This window comes from Daejeonella sp. JGW-45 (assembly GCF_029360805.1).
Taxonomy (GTDB): domain Bacteria; phylum Bacteroidota; class Bacteroidia; order Sphingobacteriales; family Sphingobacteriaceae; genus Daejeonella.
Window position 1 is genome coordinate 392,315 of sequence record NZ_JARKNC010000003.1, and the last position, 20,038, is coordinate 412,352.

General features: G+C 44.9%; 18 protein-coding genes. 4 read left to right on the top strand and 14 right to left on the bottom strand.

What is annotated here, in order from left to right:
• Positions 1 to 35: 35 nt before the first annotated feature.
• The 8 genes from P2W76_RS07155 to P2W76_RS07190 form a co-directional block, all read right to left on the bottom strand.
• Positions 36 to 2,000, bottom strand: a complete 1,965-nt coding sequence (locus tag P2W76_RS07155) for a hypothetical protein (RefSeq protein WP_276346979.1) — start codon at positions 1,998 to 2,000, stop codon at positions 36 to 38.
• Between the two features lie 16 nt (positions 2,001 to 2,016).
• A complete protein-coding gene (locus tag P2W76_RS07160) occupies positions 2,017 to 3,519 on the bottom strand; it encodes a PQQ-dependent sugar dehydrogenase (RefSeq protein WP_276346980.1) in 1,503 nt (500 codons plus the stop codon).
• Between the two features lie 86 nt (positions 3,520 to 3,605).
• Positions 3,606 to 4,025, bottom strand: a complete 420-nt coding sequence (locus P2W76_RS07165; protein WP_276346981.1) for a hypothetical protein — start codon at positions 4,023 to 4,025, stop codon at positions 3,606 to 3,608.
• Between the two features lie 168 nt (positions 4,026 to 4,193).
• Positions 4,194 to 4,628 (bottom strand): GtrA family protein, encoded by a 435-nt coding sequence (locus P2W76_RS07170; protein WP_276346982.1) that lies wholly within the window; start codon positions 4,626 to 4,628, stop codon positions 4,194 to 4,196.
• On the bottom strand, positions 4,591 to 5,283 hold the full coding sequence (locus P2W76_RS07175; protein WP_276346983.1) for a CDP-alcohol phosphatidyltransferase family protein: 693 nt from the start codon (positions 5,281 to 5,283) through the stop codon (positions 4,591 to 4,593). The genes P2W76_RS07170 and P2W76_RS07175 overlap by 38 nt, the downstream gene beginning before the upstream one ends.
• Before the next feature lie 21 nt (positions 5,284 to 5,304).
• Positions 5,305 to 6,111, bottom strand: coding sequence for a phytanoyl-CoA dioxygenase family protein (locus tag P2W76_RS07180; protein ID WP_276346985.1), 807 nt, complete (start codon positions 6,109 to 6,111; stop codon positions 5,305 to 5,307).
• Positions 6,112 to 6,376: 265 nt separating this feature from the next.
• A complete protein-coding gene (locus P2W76_RS07185) occupies positions 6,377 to 7,153 on the bottom strand; it encodes an SDR family oxidoreductase (RefSeq protein ID WP_276346986.1) in 777 nt (258 codons plus the stop codon).
• A gap of 129 nt (positions 7,154 to 7,282) precedes the next feature.
• Positions 7,283 to 7,936, bottom strand: a complete 654-nt coding sequence (locus P2W76_RS07190; protein WP_276347028.1) for a TolC family protein — start codon at positions 7,934 to 7,936, stop codon at positions 7,283 to 7,285.
• 17 nt (positions 7,937 to 7,953) lie between these two features.
• Here P2W76_RS07190 and P2W76_RS07195 point away from each other — a divergent pair, with 17 nt between their 5' ends.
• A complete protein-coding gene (locus P2W76_RS07195; protein ID WP_276346987.1) occupies positions 7,954 to 9,132 on the top strand; it encodes a sigma-54 dependent transcriptional regulator in 1,179 nt (392 codons plus the stop codon).
• Positions 9,132 to 10,460: a HAMP domain-containing sensor histidine kinase gene (locus tag P2W76_RS07200; protein WP_276346988.1), complete on the top strand. Its 1,329-nt coding sequence runs from the start codon at positions 9,132 to 9,134 to the stop codon at positions 10,458 to 10,460. Before P2W76_RS07195 ends, P2W76_RS07200 begins: the two co-directional genes overlap by 1 nt.
• A gap of 5 nt (positions 10,461 to 10,465) precedes the next feature.
• Here P2W76_RS07200 and P2W76_RS07205 read toward each other — a convergent pair whose 3' ends face one another.
• The 5 genes from P2W76_RS07205 to P2W76_RS07225 form a co-directional block, all read right to left on the bottom strand.
• The gene (locus tag P2W76_RS07205; RefSeq protein ID WP_276346989.1) at positions 10,466 to 13,288 is read right to left on the bottom strand and encodes an outer membrane beta-barrel protein; all 2,823 of its coding nucleotides are present in this window, start codon (positions 13,286 to 13,288) and stop codon (positions 10,466 to 10,468) included.
• 117 nt (positions 13,289 to 13,405) lie between these two features.
• Positions 13,406 to 13,819 (bottom strand): hypothetical protein, encoded by a 414-nt coding sequence (locus P2W76_RS07210; RefSeq protein ID WP_276346991.1) that lies wholly within the window; start codon positions 13,817 to 13,819, stop codon positions 13,406 to 13,408.
• A 101-nt stretch (positions 13,820 to 13,920) separates the two neighbouring features.
• Positions 13,921 to 14,622, bottom strand: coding sequence for a hypothetical protein (locus P2W76_RS07215; protein ID WP_276346993.1), 702 nt, complete (start codon positions 14,620 to 14,622; stop codon positions 13,921 to 13,923).
• Positions 14,623 to 14,796: 174 nt separating this feature from the next.
• On the bottom strand, positions 14,797 to 15,327 hold the full coding sequence (locus P2W76_RS07220; protein ID WP_276346994.1) for a hypothetical protein: 531 nt from the start codon (positions 15,325 to 15,327) through the stop codon (positions 14,797 to 14,799).
• 259 nt (positions 15,328 to 15,586) lie between these two features.
• Positions 15,587 to 16,417 (bottom strand): AraC family transcriptional regulator, encoded by an 831-nt coding sequence (locus P2W76_RS07225; RefSeq protein WP_276346995.1) that lies wholly within the window; start codon positions 16,415 to 16,417, stop codon positions 15,587 to 15,589.
• 72 nt (positions 16,418 to 16,489) lie between these two features.
• On the opposite strand from P2W76_RS07225, the gene P2W76_RS07230 reads away from it, so the two are divergent.
• Both P2W76_RS07230 and tatA read left to right on the top strand, forming a co-directional pair.
• Positions 16,490 to 17,719, top strand: a complete 1,230-nt coding sequence (locus P2W76_RS07230) for an MFS transporter (RefSeq protein ID WP_276346996.1) — start codon at positions 16,490 to 16,492, stop codon at positions 17,717 to 17,719.
• Between the two features lie 101 nt (positions 17,720 to 17,820).
• A complete protein-coding gene (tatA, locus tag P2W76_RS07235) occupies positions 17,821 to 18,012 on the top strand; it encodes a twin-arginine translocase TatA/TatE family subunit (RefSeq protein ID WP_276346997.1) in 192 nt (63 codons plus the stop codon).
• Positions 18,013 to 18,120: 108 nt separating this feature from the next.
• On the opposite strand, the gene P2W76_RS07240 is transcribed toward tatA, so the two are convergent.
• Positions 18,121 to 19,914 (bottom strand): serine hydrolase, encoded by a 1,794-nt coding sequence (locus tag P2W76_RS07240; RefSeq protein ID WP_276346998.1) that lies wholly within the window; start codon positions 19,912 to 19,914, stop codon positions 18,121 to 18,123.
• Between the last annotated feature and the right edge of the window lie 124 nt (positions 19,915 to 20,038).

A 20,038-nucleotide genomic window follows, 5' to 3' on the forward strand; every position in this document is an offset into this window, starting at 1 on the left:
TTGCTAATTACACCTTCAAACTGTGTTTTATAGCACTAGCGATCCGGAAGCGTAAGCTGCCAGAGCTCCGCAGAACGATGAAAATAGAGACGTTTGTTGTCGTCCATTGTGAGGAGGGTTGCAGGCTTAGCCAGTTGTTCCACTTGAAGGGTCGCAGGATCAATCCGGAAAAGCTGGCCGTTGCCGGTACCATATATCTTACCCGTCGGGTGCCAGATCAAGAAAGCATCGCGCCATACATGAGTTGTAAGAGGCCTCGTAGGATAAATTTCGCGGGTTTCTAAAACTTTCTTGCTAGATGGATCAAAAACAAAAAGTGTCCCGCCAGCCATACCCCATATATTCCCCTCAGGTGAAAGTATCATTGCTGTAATCGCATTTGCGCCCGGAACAGGGATCAACTCGTCGACGATCTTTTGCTTCTGCACATCCCAGGAAAATAACTTCGCAGCAGTTGTAGAGGGCATAATGCCGAGGCCGCCAGAGACGCTGGTTCCGCCCCACAGCAGACCATTTGCATAAGTAAGACTAACGATGGATTGGTCCTTACTTACTGCACCATAGGTCTTAAGCTCCGATGTTTCGGTATCGTAAGCCACCAGGTGCCCTCCCAGCTTGCCGTATTCAGGCACCATACCGAAAAATATCTTATTACTCAGGGGTTCATTAAATATAGCAAAGGATCTGCTTTGATCAGGGATTTGTCCAAGAAAAAGAGGATTAGACTTCTGTAAACTCCAGGGCTTTGAAGTATCATATTTGTAATACATTCCTTTTGGATAGATCCCAAAATATATATCCTTGCCATTAACGGTCATGCCCTCCGTCTGATGGAGCCCGGGATAAGAGGTAGTAATATCTTTCGCGGGATCGTAGGCAGCATGGCCGCCGGCAAGGTAACCGCCGGACCAGATCCTTCCATCCGGGCCTTTCATGATAGATTGTATCGAGATCGGCTGACCGGGAATTTCAAGCTTGGTTTTGCTCAGCTTGAATTTTTCAGTATCCATTTCAATCAGGATACCTTCAGAATTGAGAATTCTTAATTGCTTGCCCTCCAGTAGTATCGCATTTGCGGTACCTACTCCATCCGCATGTTTTACAGGCGTATCATCGGGATTCTTGATGTTCCGGCTAAATAATCCGGATTTCAAGGTGTAATAAAACCTTTGGCCAGCGTCAAGTCCGCTTACCGATTTCATATCCATTTGCTTTATTTTGTATTCGATCTTACCAGTCCTGATATTATACACCAGTGTGAAGCTTCCTACGGTAACCAGAGCCAGCAAACGGTCTCCGTCAGGCAGGCCTTCGAGAAGCTCCAGGCCGTAAATAAACTCCATATCTTTCAGATCAGCGGACAGTATCGATCTTTTATTCCCCGTGATCGGGTCAAGTTCGATCAAGTCGGCGTGTGATCCTACACCGGCAAAGAGCTTCCCGCTGGCTTTGTGATAGGCGAGGCTTCTTACATAGTTCTCTGACTCAACCAAGGGACCTTTTCCGACATCGCTAAAACCATTATCAGGATGATACCTGAAAACCCGACAACCAGGATAGGTCGCGCCGAATATTTCACCGTTGAGACCGGCGGCAAGACTCCATAATGTCGTTTGGCCGGGCAGAACAACACCAAGATCCTCTACCTTCTGGCTTCCTGGCAAATGGCGATATAAAACACCCTTTGCTCCCGGGATATACAGCCAACCGTCTGAAGCGACAGCGAGGTCCCAGGCACCATCTGAACCGGGCAGCGGCAGATCGGTAACCAGTTTTCTGTCAGCAAGCGTATAACCCAGCAGGTGTGCTGGATTTCCCCTAACTACAGTGTAGACCATTGTCCTGCCCGAACGATCAGTCAGGAAGGTGCTTCCCTGGATCACGGAAGCTTTAATCTGGGGGCCAAGGTTGCGAAGAATTGGCTCCTGCGCCCCGACTGAAAGACCTGATGTTAGTAAGAAACATCCGAAAAAGAACTCACGAATAATTTTATTCATCATTTGGCTACAATTGCATCTAGTTATTTCGCGCCTTCGCAATAATCTGCTGATCTATCACCGGATGTCTTTCAGCTTGCATAGCCAATATGTAATTCGCTATTTGCTCAATTTCATCATCTTTCAGAAAGGCAAAAGAGGGCATCTGGGCATCATACTTCACTCCGTTTATCTCAACGGGGCCGGCTGAGCCATTAAGTATCTTTTTGATAAGGGGCAAGCCAGCGGTTTTCACAAGCGCAGAACCCTTTAAAGGGGGAAATACGCCTTTCAAACCTGTTCCATTTTCCTGATGACAAGACGCGCAGTATTGCTGGTATAGCGTAGTTTTTGCTTGCGGTCCCTGCTGTGGCTGAAGGGAACTCATCACTTTATCTGATTTGAATATCCTGATAATCCGGTCATCTTCAGGAAGCGGGCTCCCTGGTGTCCTTGTCCAGTCGCGGTTACTGGTAGACACGTATACATCTCCGGCAGGTGAGATACAGATGCCCCGCAGACGACCAAACTGATTATCAAGGAAGACCTCTTCGCTGATAATGCTGTTCCCGTCGGCGCTAAGCTTTAATAACCTCAGGTTCTTTGCCTTAAGGCTCACCAGAAGCAAGGAGTTATTCCATTTCGATATTGTATTCGAGGAGTAATAGCTCATTCCGGCCGGAGCTATGGTTGGCGTCCAGGATTTTAAAGGATCGGCGATAGATGTAGAAGCGCTGAATTCCTTTTCTTTGGGACTATCTGCAAACCCACGAACTGCCGGCCAGCCATAATTTTTTGTTTTCTCTACAAGATTCACTTCATCATCTGTGGCATCGCCATGCTCGGATGTGTAGAGCTTGCCATTTTTAGAAAAGGTCATCCCTTGTATGTTGCGGAAACCCATAGCCCAAACCGGGCTGCCTTTTACTGGGTTATCAGCCGGGATAGAACCGTCGATATTTAGCCTTAATATTTTTCCATTGGGGATATTGAAATCCTGAGCGTATGTATTATTGTTAGCGTCGCCCGTCGCCCAATAAAGTTTTCCTTTCGAAAATGAAAGCCTGGCACCGCTATGCCCGTTATTGGCAGCAACTTCCATCAATACCCTTGGATTGATGAGGGTGTCCTTTTTCCAGGTATATCTTACCAGTCTTGAGAATCGCTTTGCATCTTTCTCAAACGTATAATTAAGGAAAACGTAAGGATTAGCCTTCATATCAGGATGAAGAGCCATGGCAAGTAACCCGGCGGTGCGGTAGAACCATACGTCGTTAAGCTGAAGCAGCACATGCTTAGCTCCCGTTTGAGGATCGACCGTACTGATAAGCCCCTTTTGTTCAGTTACCCATATCTTATTATCCGGCCCCCATGCTATTTCCCAGGGTATATCAAGGCCACTTGCTACAACCTGTGTGTCGATATTTTCACCCGTGCCGGCCTGCTTATGAGACGCTATTGAATCTATTTCAGCTTCTGCATCAAGAATATACGAGGCAAGCAAAAAGAAAGGCAGCAGTATGCTGAGATAAAAGAATTTCATCCTGTTAAATTTGAGGCAAAAGATAGAAATTTTGCCGGAATAAATCGCTTTTGCTAATTGCAGCGACAAATCCTCACAGGAATTAATTATTTCCCATTTCTCAGGGCATCTTCATCATCCTGGTCTTCGGCCGATTGGTTTTCCCCATCACGGTAATCCTGATCGGTCCGTTCGAGATCGTTTTCTTCGATAAAATCGTCGCGGCGGTAATCCTCGGGCATTTCCTCGCCAAGTTCATCATCCTCGGAAGCCCTGTTCTCCAGGCTCGGCCTGCTATTGTTTTCATATTGATCAAAACCCTGCTGACCGGTGTTTGGCATTGAAGCCTCATCCTGCCCTGAATTTATCCCGGGGCTATCCTGCGGTTCCGGCTTGTCGCCCTGCCAGGCTGTAGGATCAACTTTAGTTTGCTTATTATCTGTACCCTTATCCGACCGGGCATTTTGGTTTTGTGAATTTTGACCATTAGCTCCCTGAGCATCCTGATCCTTATATTCTGTTTCCATAGGTAGACGTCGATTGGTTATAACCAATTATCCAAATCACATACCAGCGAAACAGTGGCCATCAACATTACTTAAAGGCACAATATCTTTCCTTATCAGATAAAATTTATAAGCTGGGGCACATACGGCGTCCTGCCTGATAATATACAGGACACATTAGTCCGCATTTCAGTGCACGGTTTGTTTGAATACCCAATATTTCAAAAGCAGGTAATTGAATCCGTAAGACACTATCAGTTCGACAAACAGACGGCTAAAACGATAGTCCAGGCTTAACACTGAACTAATAAGGTAAGTCCCTGATGATTTCAACAAGATACTGCCGGCTACGACAAAAGCGAATCTCAGCAGGTCCCTGCCGAGCGGGGTTTGATCAGAGTTTTGCGAGGTAAAAGCCCAATACTTATTAATAGAAAAATTTATAATAGCACCCAGGATCCCGCTAATAATTATAGACCCCGCATAATGAATAGCGGCTAACTCGGTCAGAGCGATCATGAGCAGGTAATCGGATACACCTCCAATAAAGGCCGACACCTGAGCCCTCGCGAACGTATAAAAGGCCTTACGGCTGCCCACTATTTTTACTCCTTTCCAGGTCATCCCTTATATCGCCAAGCTTCAGCAGCTTCCTGGTGTCAGACAAATTGATAAAGAATAGAGCGGTACACATCAGGAAAGCACAAACATTAATTGAATTCGTTATCCAAATCTCAAGCACAAGGATAAGGGCGATAAGAACACGCAATTCTGTTGGACCGACGAGTCCCGAATCAATTGTATAATGGTCAGTGATCTTATAACGTAACTGAGAGATAATCATCGCCCAGGCATATAACACGACAAATACAAAGGCAAATATTTTATCATCACGTCCCGCATAGATATAATAACCAATACCGATCAGAACGGTGCTGCACCAGTCCATGATAATGTCAAGTGAGAAGCCGTACCACTTCCTTGGAATATGGCGATAATATGCAATACGACCATCAAGAGAATCTCCAAACCAGTTAATGAGAAGCCCTGCTATCCCTATCATCAAATAGCTTGAATTTAGATAACAGGCAAGTACAAAGGCCAGCAGAATGAGCAGAGAGCCAAACCCTCCTATTAAGGTAAGAATATTGGGGCTCATATAAGCAGGTATCCTTGGAAGCAGGTAAAGAATGAGCCGCTGTTCGGGACCCGCCAGTATATTAGTACGCTTGCGATCTTGAAATATCCTGTAAGGATCTTCGTTATCTATTTTACCCACAATATCCACTATTGAACGTCCTTACTTAACTAAACCAGCGAACCTTTGATAAAAGGCGGTTGGCGTGTTCTGATTTTTAGGAGCATACTTCCCGGCAATTATTGGGACATATATCACACGCCGGCGGCTCTCCTCTCCCACGACGGTTGATTTTGCCACCCTGTGCCATAATCTTCCATCATGTACTGTAAGGTCTCCCGCCTCAGGAATTATGGCCAGTTCTTCCGGATCTTCGTTATTATCCAGAAAGTACTTTTTTTTGAACAGCATCTGGTAGATGCTTTGCTTATGAGTGCCGGGAATGATCCTAAGGCCGCCATTCTCCGGCTTTAAATTATCGAGATGGATACCAACGTTTAACATTGGGTTTAGCTTGCCTCCATGGAATATATCCCGGAGGCCATCAGTATGCCAGCCCATTTGGGTAAACTTACTGTGCTCGCTGTTTACATAATGATTAAAGACCATACCGTCTTTTTCATTCTCCCCTAAACGGGCACCTTCGCCGGCCAATTCAAGCAAGCTCTTCAACCGGGGATCCAGCAATAAGCCTTGTAATGCGTCGTGATGTTGGTTGATAAAGGCAAAACGCTGCACTATAGGTTCACCGTTAAGATCTGCCCCATATTTAATGGGAACCCCATTAACCTTTTTTACACCGTTTCTAATCCATTTTTCTTGAACATCTCCCGATGCTTTGATGATCTGGCCAATTGTTTCAGGTGTGATTATTTTTTTGAAATGAATAAATCCGTGTTTGTTGAAGAATTCCTTCTGTTCCTCTGTAAGTTTCTCTGCGAGGTGAAATGTGGAATATGTAAAGCCCATGATTTCTTTCTGAATAGCAATATTGATTAATTAAAAATGCAGTGGTACTCAGCGACAAAAACTTAACACTAGCAATTCTGGTACAACAATATTCTTCATCTTAGTATCAATTACTTCATACCATGAACCTTAATGAGACCGATTTTGTTTCATCTCCGCACTATTAAATTCACAATCCCTTAACAATTATTAAAGTCTACAGGGTTAGTATACGTTAGTGCAGATATAGAACGTAATCAGGAATGGATTGGTACAGCAGCTGGCTTTAGAATTTGTAGATATTAGCGCCAACCTGTTCGAGGATGGATTTGGGCAGCAGGCGGGCTGCAAAGGCAGAGATCTTATTTGTAAAGCCGGGAACCACCTCAGATTTTCCGGCGAACATGGCATTAATACCGATTTCAGCTACCACGTCCGGCCTCATATTAAATTTAGCAGCCATCTCGGTTAACATAGATAAACCTGCCCTATCCGCAAAGCCGGTGTCTATCGGCCCGGGACTAATACACGTCACGCTGACGGACTGATTCCTCAGCTCGTAGCGAAGACCGCGTGTAAAGGAAAGGATAAATGCCTTTGAAGCCGCGTAAAGGGAAAATGTGGGCAGGGCCTGATATGCAGCGGTACTAGATACGTTAAGTATGTAGGATTGCGATTGTTGTTTTAATATAGGCAATATGAAATGGGTCAATTCGACAACCGCATTAATATTCAGCTGAAGCATATTGAGCTGTTCCTCCAGCACGATGTTCTCAAATTTACCCCAAACACCGTATCCTGCATTATTTATCAGCACAGATAACGGGAAACGATTTTCCACGCAGAACTTTGAAACCGATAACGCTGCACCTGGAAGCGAAAGGTCGACCGCCAGGATCTCTACCTTAACTCCGTACGTTTGGGACAATTCCTTCTTAAGATCGCGTAACTGCTGTTCTGATCGGGCAACTAAGATCAGGTTATACTTCCTTTTTGCCAGTGAGTGTGCCATAGCAAGCCCGAGGCCTTTGCTTGATCCGGTGATGAGGGCATAATTGTCCATAGCTGTTTTTGGATACGGCTAATTTAACAACTAAATAGCAATACCGCAGCTCTTCCCCGATTTAATCGGGGAAGAATACCAATCCGATCCTTTCCCGGCGGCAGGGGTTCTGACCAAATCGGCGAAGAGTTACAAAGGAGCCTTTCCCTTATAGAAGTCAAGGATCTTCTTTCTCAGTATAAAATCATAGCGGTTCGTAGCTAAATTCTGATTCGCCCGGTCAAGATTGTTCTTTGAGACGAGGTAATCTACCGAGTTTATCACTCCGGCGTTGAAACGGATCTCCATGGTCCTGAACGATTCCGCGAAAGCTTCTGTTTGCTCGAGCAGGTTCTGATAGCGCTCACGTGAAGATTCCATATTCAGATAAGCCTGGCTTGTAAGCTGCTGCAGCTGGATCCGGACATTCTCAGCCGCCAGGTCGCTTTCACGTTTAACGAGTTTCGCAAGTGCCACATTATTCCGTGTTCTGAAAGCATTGAACATAGGTATGTTGATACCAATGCTGAAACCCTGGCTAATATTGTTATTATACTGCCTGAAATAGCTTATCGGCAGGTTCTGTGCATCGCGGGCTGCGTTGGAAAAGTTGCTTCGTACGCCCGCATCAAAGAAAACGGTGGGATAAAACTTCGACCGGTTCGCGCGGACATTGTAAAGGGCGCTTTTCTGCCTGAGATCCGCGGCCTTAACGCCGGCATAATTAGTCAGTGCAGACTGATAAACCTGCGTGGCGTCGCCTTCATATACAAGCGCAAACTGTTCCGCGGTTAAGGATTCCAGGGTAAGTTCCTCTCGATATGAATTTCAAAAGTGCGATCAATACAGGAAACGAGGGTTTCTTCTGGCTAAATAAGATCAAGACAATCCGTCCGGAAATAAGCGTGATCATGATTACGGCCTACGGCGACATCGACCTTGCTGTGAGGTCGTTAAAGCAAGGTGCTGCAGATTTTGTGATCAAGCCATGGCATAATGACCTTTTAATAGAAACCATTAAAGAGGCCCTCAAACCAAAAGGGAAGCTACCGTCGACTAAAACTACGGTGAAAGACCCCGGTCCTCATATGGTAGGAGAATCTGAGATCATTAAAGATATATTATACAAACTGGATAAGATCGCCCCTACGGATGCCAACATCCTTATTCTGGGGGAAAATGGCACCGGAAAGGATCTCATCGCAAAAGCAATTCACAATGCCTCACTCCGGTCTGCCAGACCATTTATAAAAGTGGATGTAGGCGCATTAACAGACAGCCTGTTTGAAAGTGAGCTATTTGGGCACAAAAAAGGAGCCTTTACTGATGCGCGCGAAGACCGGATGGGTCGTTTCGAAGCTGCCCAGGGCGGAACCCTCTTCCTGGATGAGATCGGTAATATCTCACTGCAGCAGCAGGCTAAATTGCTAAGCGTCTTACAGAACAGGCAGGTTATACGTTTGGGCAGCAATGAACCTATTCCGATAGATATCCGGCTCGTCTGCGCTACCAACTTGCCCTTGAATGAACTGGCAAATGAGACCCGCTTCAGGAAAGATCTTATTTACCGCATCAATACCATGGAACTGATCATCCCCCCGCTTAGATACCGGGGTGATGATATCGTGCTGCTTGCAAGACATTTCTCCAGGATCTATGCAGATAAATACATGAAGCCTGCACCTGATTTCGACAGCAGCGCCTTAGATAAGCTCAGGCAGTATTCATTTCCCGGGAATGTAAGAGAACTTCAGTATACCATCGAACGGGCAGTAATTATGGCCGATGAAACGATTCTGCGAGCCAGTGACCTGATATTTTCACCGCTGGAATCTCAGTCAACTGCCCCGATCCAGACCGACTTTAACCTGAATAGCCTTGAGAAGAACGCAATTCTTCAGGTTATTGAAAAACACGGCGGAAATATTACCAAAGCTGCCAAAGAACTTGGCCTTACCAGAACGGCGCTCTACCGCCGGCTCAGCAAGTATGACCTGTAATGGAGAACGTTAAACTGAAAATAGGTCTCAGGACTTTTATTCTTTTTATTACGTTGTGTATAGCCGCCTACTTTATCATTACCGGCCGCTATACCTATTTTCTGTTATTAGGACCGCTGATTCTCTACCAGCTCTATTTACTTTATCGCAGCCAGTTTATGCTCTATAAAGAAGTAGAACAATTCTCACAGGCTTTATTCTACCGTGACTTTTCCAGGAATTTTAATACAAATTCGATAGCTGAACTCACCCCCTTATACCGGAATTTCAATGAAATAAGCCGTATGTTCCAGCAAGTATCACGGGATAAGGAAACGCAATATCAATACCTTCAAAAGATCCTGGAATTGGTAAATACGGGAATATTATCTTATGAAACAGAAAGCGGAGAGGTGATATGGATGAATGAATCGTTAAGAATGATGCTTGACCGTCCTTATATTAAAAATATTCATTCCTTAGCTAAACGGGACGAGAGCCTTTTCTGCGAGATCATGGCATTGAAGCCGGGTGAATCTAAGATAGTCACTATTGAAACACGAAAACTAAACGTGAAGACACTGCTGTCTGCTACCGCCTTTCAAACTAACGGGGTAAAGCACCAGCTGATAGCATTTCAAAACATTAATGAGGCTCTGGACGAAACAGAATCTAAAGCCTGGCAAAAATTATTAAGTGTTCTCACCCACGAGATCATGAATTCGATAGCGCCAATATCTTCACTAGCCGACACGATAAAGAATCGCCTGGGAAGCCTGGATAAAGGCCTGGATTCTGATAATAGCCTCGCAGACCTTGAATTAGGCATCGGCACCATTAAAAGGCGGAGTGAAGGCTTATTGAAGTTTGCGGAAACATACCGTAACCTGAATAAGATCACCAAGCCCAACGTGCAGCCGCTCTTTGTACGCGACTTGTTTGAAAACCTTCATTCACTGATGCAGCCAACCCTGGAGCAAAAGAATATTGAACTGGAAATAATAATCAAAGACCCAAACCATATTTTCGAGGCCGACCTGACACTTGTGGAACAGGTACTGATCAACCTTCTTGTCAACGCCATCGAAGCTGTAAAAAGCAATGCAGCGCCCCAGATCACTCTTTACGCTGACCGGTCTAATGAAAAAACCATTATCAAGATCATGGATAATGGAGTTGGCATTAGTGAGGACCTGCTTGATAAGATCTTTATCCCCTTCTTCAGCACACGGAAAACAGGCAGCGGAATCGGACTTACTCTATGTAAACAGATCATGGTGCTTCACAATGGAAACATACAGGTTGCATCCAGGCAGGGACAGGGTACCAGCTTCGTACTTCAGTTTTGAAGAGCTTAATTATAATCTCTTCTCATGCCGCCTCCGTTCGGCGGACCAAACCCGCCACGCTGTCCTTCCGGACCTCGTTCAAAATGACCACGCTCACCTTCGGGTCTTTCACTACGCTGCTGGGTGCCGCCGGCAAACTTGTTGATCCTGAGATTTAGCGTGAGCATAAAGTACTGAGTAAGGCGGTTTGTATTACTGTCCGTAAATCCGTTATCGATAACAGTCCGTGTAATGTTGTTTGACTGATCGAGGATATCGAAAGCCTTCAAACGCAGTGTAGCCATATTATTCTTGAACTTTTTCTCCACATAGGAGTTAAGGATCAATGGATTAGTATTAAGGTTGCCAACGTATCCTGTATTGAAGGTCTTACTGCCGTCAAAACCGAAGATCAAAGATCTGTCTTTCAGAAGCAGGAACCGGCCGTCTATATTTAATCCGTAGGTATTGATCTTAGTATCGGTATTCGTAGCTAAGGTATAGTCCGTAACAGTCCTGCTGTACATCAGTTCTGGGCTCAGTTCCATCCATTCGCCCGGATTAATCTGTAAGGCGAGGCGCTGGCTGATATTTCTCCTGTTTGAATAGTTCTTAATATTGTCAGCCAGTGAAACCGCCCTGGTAAATCGGGTATCTCCCCTCAGTCGCACGGTATACTGCCGGTCGGCAAAAGATTGCGACCAGTTGTACCCTCCAAAATAAGTATAATAGCCATTCGTATTTACGTAACGAACTTCCTGCTTACGGCTGCCATACACATCGGGAATAAGCACGATATTCTGTACTATCTGATTTGCAATGGTATTTGCCTGAAGGTTAAACATCAGTGACGAACGCTTCTCCGGGTTGGATAGCCTTAGATTTGCATCAATAAAATGTGAAAAAGAGCTGTTCAGATCCGGATTTCCAACTATTGGACGCTGAGGATTGGAAACATCACGTACCGGCTGCAACTGTGCGAACTGAGGCTCGGCCGCTGACCCAAAATAGTTGAACGTGATGGTCTTTGTTCCGCCAAAGCGATATTGATAACGGGCTATAGGTGCAAGGAAAAAGTTCGACCGGCTAATATTTGTGTTTAAGGTAGCCGAACTGCCGGATAAATGTGTGGGATTAGCTGTCAGTCCCAGGGAAAGCTCACTGTTTTTATCTTTATAGTTATAGTTCATCCCGAGCCGGTGAGAAACAAAAGAATAGTCGAATATATTGCTCAGGGAATCTATAGGCCGAAGGATTCCTGCTGCATCGGCCAGGCTGGAAACCCGGCTGTTATCATAGTTATTATAGTTTACATCGTAATTAAACTGCAGCCTCCCGGTTTCACTGATCGGCTCACTATAAACGAACCGGCTTGATGCGCTGAAAGTCCTGTTTGCCGTAGAATTCAGCCGGAAATTAATGGAATCCTTCAATGTATTGCCGCTGGGATCGTTATAAACTATATGGTTGTCATTCTCCTGATCCGACTCCAGGTTACTATTCCTGAAATTCAGGTTTAGCGAGTAATTTCTGCGTGGCTTGCTAAACAAATGATTATATAAAAGATTTGCATTGACAGTCGGCGTCAGCGAACGATTACTGGACGTTATATTCTGGTTTTGATTAATTACCCCGGTTTGAAATACCGACCCGGTGCTCTTGTTTACATTTTTTGCAAAACTTACAAAGGGAGTAAACACCAGCATATTGGATTTATTAATATTATATTCCAGTCTTGCATTAAAACCATGCCGCGTGCTGATATTATTTGCGTCACTGAACTCAGTACTAAAAATAGTACCCACTGAATTAGCCGTTTGCCTGAAGACATCGCTGATCGCATTCTGATCCCGGTTATTGAAAAAGTAAGACGTTGCAATCCGCAGCTTCTCTCCAAATTTATTATTGTAGTTAAGAGCTACGGAGCTAAGATTCGTTATCCCGTTACCGCCGCCTCCACCCTGAAAACCTCCAAAACGTGCCCCGTTCCTGCCGCCGAAGTTTTCGCCGCCAATCTGTGTTCCATTGTTGTTGAGGTTAGCATTGATGCCTAATATCCGGTCGCCTTTCATCTGGGTAGCAAAGAGACCCACCTGATATCTTTCCTCTGTTCCGCCACCGACGGTTGAGTTAACTGTATATCCATGATCCCTCCCAGGCCGGGTGGTGATATTTATGATAGTTTCCGGATCACCTTCTTTCACTCCTGTAAAAGCAGCCTGGTCGCCATAATCGTCCACTATTTGTATCTTATCGATGGCATCAGCAGGAATATTTTTAGTGATGGTTTTCATATCACCGCCAAAAACCTCTTTACCGTTCACCTTGATCTTAGTTACCGGCTTACCGGCTGCGGTCACGTTTCCATCCTTATCTACTTCTGCTCCGTCAAGGCGCTTTATCGCATCTTCCACAACCGCATCAGGCTTTAGCTTCAGATCAGAAACCCGGTATTCGACTGTGTCCGTTTTAATTAATACCGGTGGAGTACCATTTACAACAACCTCATCTATCAGCTTACTTGTCGCTTTAAGGATTATCTTAGGTATAACAATAGCGGTGGCTCCATTTGCATTTGCCGATGCCACCAACGCAGGAGCATAACCCAGGCTGCTTACCAGAATATTAAAGTTAGATTTCGTAACGCCCCTGAATGCGAAATTACCGTCCACATCAGATCGGGTTAACAAGGTATCACCACCATTTGCAGGGATAAGTCTGACAGTTGCACTGAAAATCCCAACTCCCGCGGTGTCCTGAACTACCCCGCTTACATTACGTGGAGTTTGTGCGAATAATGAACTGCCCGCCAGCAAGAAGAGAAAAAGTAGTGTAATTTTATTGCTCATAATCATAAGAATACCGGATGGTTTAGCGGGCTTCTGAGATTAAGACTACAATAGTGCAAATAGGTTTAAATCCGGTTTATCAGTCGATGTTTTTGTTACAAAGTGCGAACGTAAGGGTCATTCCCTGATCTCCCTGGCCAATATCACTACCATTCCATCCGACTCACTTATCTGCACCTGGGCACGTTTATCCGGCTTCTCCCAAATATTCTCCTGGATCTTTCTGAAGTTTGTCTGCACGTAATCGATCTCCTTCCCGAGGCTCGGTAAGGGAGCCCTGTTTTTAATGAAGCTGCAGATCTTAGCCCCCTTGTAGAACGTAAAAAAGAAAGAAAGCTCTCTGTCTTTATCCTCGAATACCAACACATCGAATTCTTCGTGTTCAATAGCGCGATGCTCGGAAATTGCATAACCTCTAACGTTCTCCAGGATAAATTCCTCAGAGGCTCCTATCAGAGAAACGGTTTGGGCTTGCAGGCCAAATGAAATGAACACAAAAACGGCGGTGAAAGCCAGTCTGAAATAAGCCATACGGATTTGTTAATTCCCAAATGTAGCAGTTGTATGTTCTTCTTTCTTCAGCAACCTGAAATATTACAATTGCCGCGGGAACCAGAAGAAACCCTGTCTTGCTAATTACGCTTGCTGGTATCTAGCGGGGCTAATGCTTTGACCTGAGCATCGTAGTACTTTCGCAGCTCAGTTGAAAGCCGGCGTACCATCTCCTCGCGGGCTAGAATAAGCAGAAAATCATTCTCGGTAGGTTCGATATTGGGCCCCCGCATCGTAATACTGGGATCTACTGCCCGCGAATCTCCCTGAATGTTCTCTACATAGGTGTTTACATAATTATAGTTGGGGACAAAAGTTCTGGAAAACTTCAGTCCCGGTGTACCCTTTATGGTAAGATCGGTCGTAAACCGTGCATTAGAGCGGCGCTGGATCTGAACAATATCTATAGAAGCTGTAACGGTTTGATAAATTGGCTTTCCCGCCGCATCTGTTCCCGCTACAATACGCCTGCTAACCCTTCTCCTTGATATCCGCTCATCCCGCGGCCAGAGTGTAAAGGTGCTGATCTCCATATTTAAAACAACTTCCGGGTTATCCTGGGCATCGACAAGCAGAAAGTTGACGGATTGAAATTGATCAAGCTCCTGAATAAGCTCCAGCCGGAAATAATCCAGATTGACAAAATTTACGGTTGCGTTGTTGTGCGCCTTTATGTTAATAGCTATCGGAACTTCCCGCTTCGGCGCACGGGGTGTCCTGCTGGAATTACAGGCAAGAAAGCCTATAAACAGCAAGGGCAACAGGTATTTTAAATGTTTCATGACGATGCACATTTTGTTGATTGTGATCAGTTGAGTACTAACAAAAGCAAATGCAAAATAGTTTCATTCGCCGACCAGGGCATCCTGCAGCCCGTATCTTTAGTCTGGCCTCCCTGCTTAAAAAGAAAGACTCCCTAAGGAGCCTCACTTACATCAACCTAAAAAACGCCTTAATTATGGTTGGATTACGGTATAGGTAACCGGAATCACATTGGAGCCTGTGGTCTTACCAGCGTAAGCGCCGTCTGCGCCGATAAGATATGAAATATTGAATTTGTTAGTAGAACTGGTGCCACTCCATGAGCTTTTCTCCGAGGTGATAATCGTAGCCGGTGTGCTCCCCGACGCAGGTAAAGTAACCTCCGAAGCATAGATAATAGATGAAGTGTTTCCGGTATTGGTGCTACCTATACTTGAAGTGATCTTCACTGTACCCGGAGCTAAGTTGGCAGAACCGGTTACGCTTCCAGCCACTACCTTTACAATAAACCCGCTCGAACTGGTTACGCTTACATGATCGGTTGCTAAAGCCGTGATACCATTGGTATACTTTGCCTCAGTGTCAAAATTAACGTTAAGCGAGGCGGGCTGCGTCACTGAAAATGAAAGTATATCTGCAAGAATAATGTTAAGGCTCGCAGTTTGGGCAAATGATCCTGTGTTTAGTAATGAAATGAGTGTTATTAAAAATACTATCTTTTTCACTTCGGTATTCCTTCTTTGGGTATGCTTAGACAAATAGGAGACCAGTGCCAAAACGATGGCTCAATGCGACTTTCCGCCTGTGTTTCCACATTTTTCGTGGGAAGAGATTCCACAGTTGGGGAATGGGATACTCATGGTAAGTTGAAAGGGGAAAACTGAAAGTTGAAAACTGAAATTCGTAACTTAACAAGTTTACTCATACCTCATACCTCATACCTCATACCTCATACCTCATACCTCATACCTCATACCTCATACCTCACCTCAGCTCCTTTGGATTTACCTTCAAATGCCTCCTTATAAATTTATTAAAGTGACTCATGTCAGTAAACCCGAAGCGGTTAGATATCTCTTTCAGCGAATTACCTGTATAATGGAGCTCTTTCTCTATAAGTTTAAGCCTGTAGGCGTCGGTATAATCTTTTAATGATACTTTTATTTCCCTTTTAAATAGGTTTGTCAACTGCCCGCTCGAAAGCTTAAACTTCGCCGCCAGCTTACTGGTCCGCAGCCTGTTGGGATGATAGATATGCTGGTGGATGTAACCGATTACCCGTATCACCAGCGGATTTTCCGGCTTTTCATGCGTGATTATTTTAGAAAACACATTTCTTTTCAGAAGTGAGAAGACCGCCCTGATCAGGTGAAATATTGTTTCATTCTGAGAGTTTTTACTCTTAGTCCATTCACCGACTATCAGGCTGATCATTGCTCCAATTTTTTCCATTTCTTCGCTGGAGCTGATGAGCGGTTTCCGGTTGTTATCCGTAAACGCAAGCAGCTGATCGATTAAGCTGGTCCACTCACTTATGCCTGAATTATCCTGCTCTCCGCTCAGATATACGCTATTAAGTTTCAATACCGAGAACTCTGTTTCTGCTTCAATCTCGAATATGTGGTGATCGTCTGGCGCCAGCAGAAACAGGCACGGACCTTTATAGGAATACTTAACATCATTCAAATAGTGATACCCTTCACCGTAGCGGATAAACATCAGTTCGAAATGATCATGCTTGTGGACAGGAAATGGCCACTGAGTAGTAGTAAAATGCCGGATAAAAAGAGAATCGTGCTGTATAAACCTTTTCAATGCCTATCTATTTTTACAAATTTATCATTAAAATATACAAATCTGCAGATCTATTACGGGCTACGTTTGCGTATGAGTAAAATACAGCCCTCCCACACTGTTGGCGCCATCCATCCGTGGTTAATAATATTGATGGCAGTAGCTGCCGGAACGATTGTCGCAAACATTTACTATAACCAACCTATTCTCAATGATATCGGGGCAAGCCTCAAAGCTTCAGAAACAGAGGCTGGAAAAATTGCTATGCTGGCCCAGCTCGGTTACGGCCTGGGGTTATTTTTCGTGCTCCCCCTGGGCGATAAGATTAACAGAAAAGATCTTATCATAACACTTAGCTCAACCCTGGTCCTGCTGCTGGCAGGCTTCGCGAATGCGTCGGGGCTGACCGAGATATACATTCTAAGCTTTCTCGTTGGCTTGTGCTCCGTGCCTGCACAGATCATATTGCCTATGGCAGCTACAATGGACCCTGTAAACCGCGGAAAAACCGTTGGTATTGTATTCAGCGGCATTCTCGTAGGAATATTAGGTGCCCGGGTACTGAGCGGCCTGATAGGCGACTGGTTTGGATGGAGATACGTCTATGGAACTTCAGCTGTTTTGGTTTTAATTACTTCCATCTTATTAAAAATTTATCTTCCGGATATCAAGCCTCAGTTTAAAGGGAATTACCTGACCTTGCTAAGGTCAACCTTTGCTCTCGTAAAGGAATACCCGGTCCTGCGGCAAGCGGCTCTTCTGGGCTCTTTTACTTTTGGCATATTTTGCTCTTTCTGGACCACCTTAACCTTTCATTTAAGCTCCGATCCCTTAAATTACTCCACGGCAACCATTGGCTTGTTCGGGCTGATTGCAATTGGCGGCGCTTTGCTGGCCCCATATTTCGGTAAGCTTGCCGACAAAGGCGATACCTTTCGCTCCCTGCTTATCATCATGTTTATGTTAATTGGAAGCATCGTAGCTATAAAAGTTTTCCCTTATTCGGTCATCATTCTGATCATCAGCATATTTTTTCTTGATATTGGCGTCCAAGCTACACAAATCACAAACTTCACCCGTATCTACAGCCTGCATGAGCATGCTCATTCAAGACTGAACACGATATACATGACAACCTATTTCATCGGCGCCGCAATAGGTACGTATTTCGGCTTGCTGGCCTGGAAACTGGGGGGATGGGATATGGCTACATGGCAGATGCTTCTATGGAGTATCTTGGCCCTGCTTGCTGTGGTGATCTCTGAGTGGGTCACAAGGGTTAGAACAAGAGCCTTCGCTCTTAAAAAGCAGGCGTTGGCATAAAGCCTCTTCCATTTTTTGACGTGCTATTGTAAAATATTTATTATTAACCTACGTTTACTTTTAATTATTATCAACTTTAATAAAATTAAAACGAAAATATTATGGCAGGTTTAGGTGGTCCGGAAATCATTTTGATTCTGGTAGTTGTATTGCTCATGTTCGGTGGAAAGAAGATCCCGGAAATGATGCGTGGCTTAGGTAAAGGCATGAAGGAATTTAAGGATGCGAAAGACGGTGTATCCGAAAATTTAGAGCCAAAACCAATTCCCGCTCCGGTGACAAAAGAGAACTAAAAAAAGGATCCCGTTTGGATCCTTTTCTATTTTTATACACGCTCTGCTTTAATAGTCTTAACAACTTCGGCTTTAGAGTGTTTGCAGGAATTTATTTTCTTCAGTAATTTATTTCTGAACTGCCCGGTAAATAACATCCTGGATCCGGCTCCGTATGTTCAGCTGATATAGCTTATCAGTTGTCTTAGGGTGCACCCGGTTCGAAAGAAATACATAGATAAGATTGTATTTCGGGTCAACCCACGAACATATTCCCGTAAAACCGGTATGTCCGTAAGTACCCGGCGTAGTCAGCTTAGAAGGATAAGCCTTCGTTGTATCAGGATCGTACATATCAAAACCCAGAGCCCTCCTGCTCACAGCTGATTGCCTGGAAGTGAAAAGCGCCACCGTTTCAGGTTTCAGATATCGATCTCCCCCATAAGTCCCCTTATTCAACATCATTTGATAAAGGATACCCAAATCATTTGCACTTGAGAACAAACCTGCGTGACCTGAAACACCGCCCATCAGGGAAGCACCGGGGTCGTGAACATAACCGTGAAGCAATGATTTACGGAAATTTCCTTCATCTTCAGTGGGCACTATCTGCTCTCTTTCGAACCTGTTTCTGGGTAAAAAGCCAGCGGTATACATTCCAAGAGGCTTATAGAACTGGTCCTGTACGTATTTGTCTATCGGTGTACCCGACTGCCATTCAACAATTTCCTTCATTATATACAGGTTCATATCAGTATACAGATATGTTCCCCGGTTGCGCAGCGGCGCTTTAAGCAGCGCCGGCCAGAACATCTCCCTGAAGTAGCCTGGTTTAAAGAAATAATTGTCTGCAACTTTTACGGGATAGGCACGCGACGAATCAATACTATGATCTTCCGGCTGCAATTTGAGATAAAAAGACACGGCGGTAACACCGGATTGATGGGTCAGGAGCTCTCTCACCCTTATATCTTCCTTATTCGATCCCCTGGCGTTGGGAATGTAATCACCAATAGTTTTATCGAGCGCTATTTTGCCCTGTTCAAAAAGCTTCATGGCCGACATCGTCGTAGCAGAAGTTTTGGTCACAGAGGCAAGGTCATAAATATCCGAAAGCTTCGTTGGCTGCGAGCCTTCGTAAGTATGCGTGCCATAGGCTTTGTTGAAAATCACATTGCCGTCCTTAATAACCATAACAACAGCACTGGGTGTTGCCTTCTCACGGATAGCCTCTGCCACGATCAGATCGATACTGTCCAGGTCCGCTGTTTGCATCCCCACTGCTTCGGGGTTCGAGTACCTCAGGCGGGTTTTTTCAGTTGCATATCCCGCCCCGGCTTTATATTTGTCGCTGATATTGTGCTTCAATATTGCCTTTGCTGCAATTCCACCAAAGATCAGCTGAGCCGACTGGCTGGCCGCCTCCGCATTTGTGCCGGTACTCCATATAACCGGCCCGGTTACGAAATCAAGCTTCTTTAAGGAATTTAGTTCACCGAAGCCCGCAATAACTATACTTTTTCTTACCTGGTTCTCTGCAATGAACCTGATAACTTCCGGGTCATTTAACGATTGGCCGCTCACCTGGATAATCAACGTATTATAGAACTTCAGGTAATCGCCGGCGAGATTGTCCAGGCTCAAAGAGTCCGTCCGGTAAAGTGAACTGTCAAAACGCTTCACCGAGGCATACATACTCAATAGACTGTCAAATACAGGCGAATTGTCAAAACCAGCGTTAATGCTCGCTATCTGGCGGTCTGCTAATCCGCGCAAAGGAATGATTTTTTCCCGGTTATGAAACAGGTAAACGGGGGTGGAAGTGCCGTTTGAGGCGCGCGATTTGGTTTGTGCTATCCCGAAGTCCCCGGCCATCGAAAGCATCAGGAGAAAAAACAGCAGTTTAACTGTAAATCTGTTCATTTAATTTGGCTTAGGCATATATCAGGAAGTCCGGCGATCCAATGCCCGGATCCAACTTCCTGGGGCACTAAAATAAAGATTATTATAGATTAATAGGGTGCTCCTGAACATCACAAAAGTGATA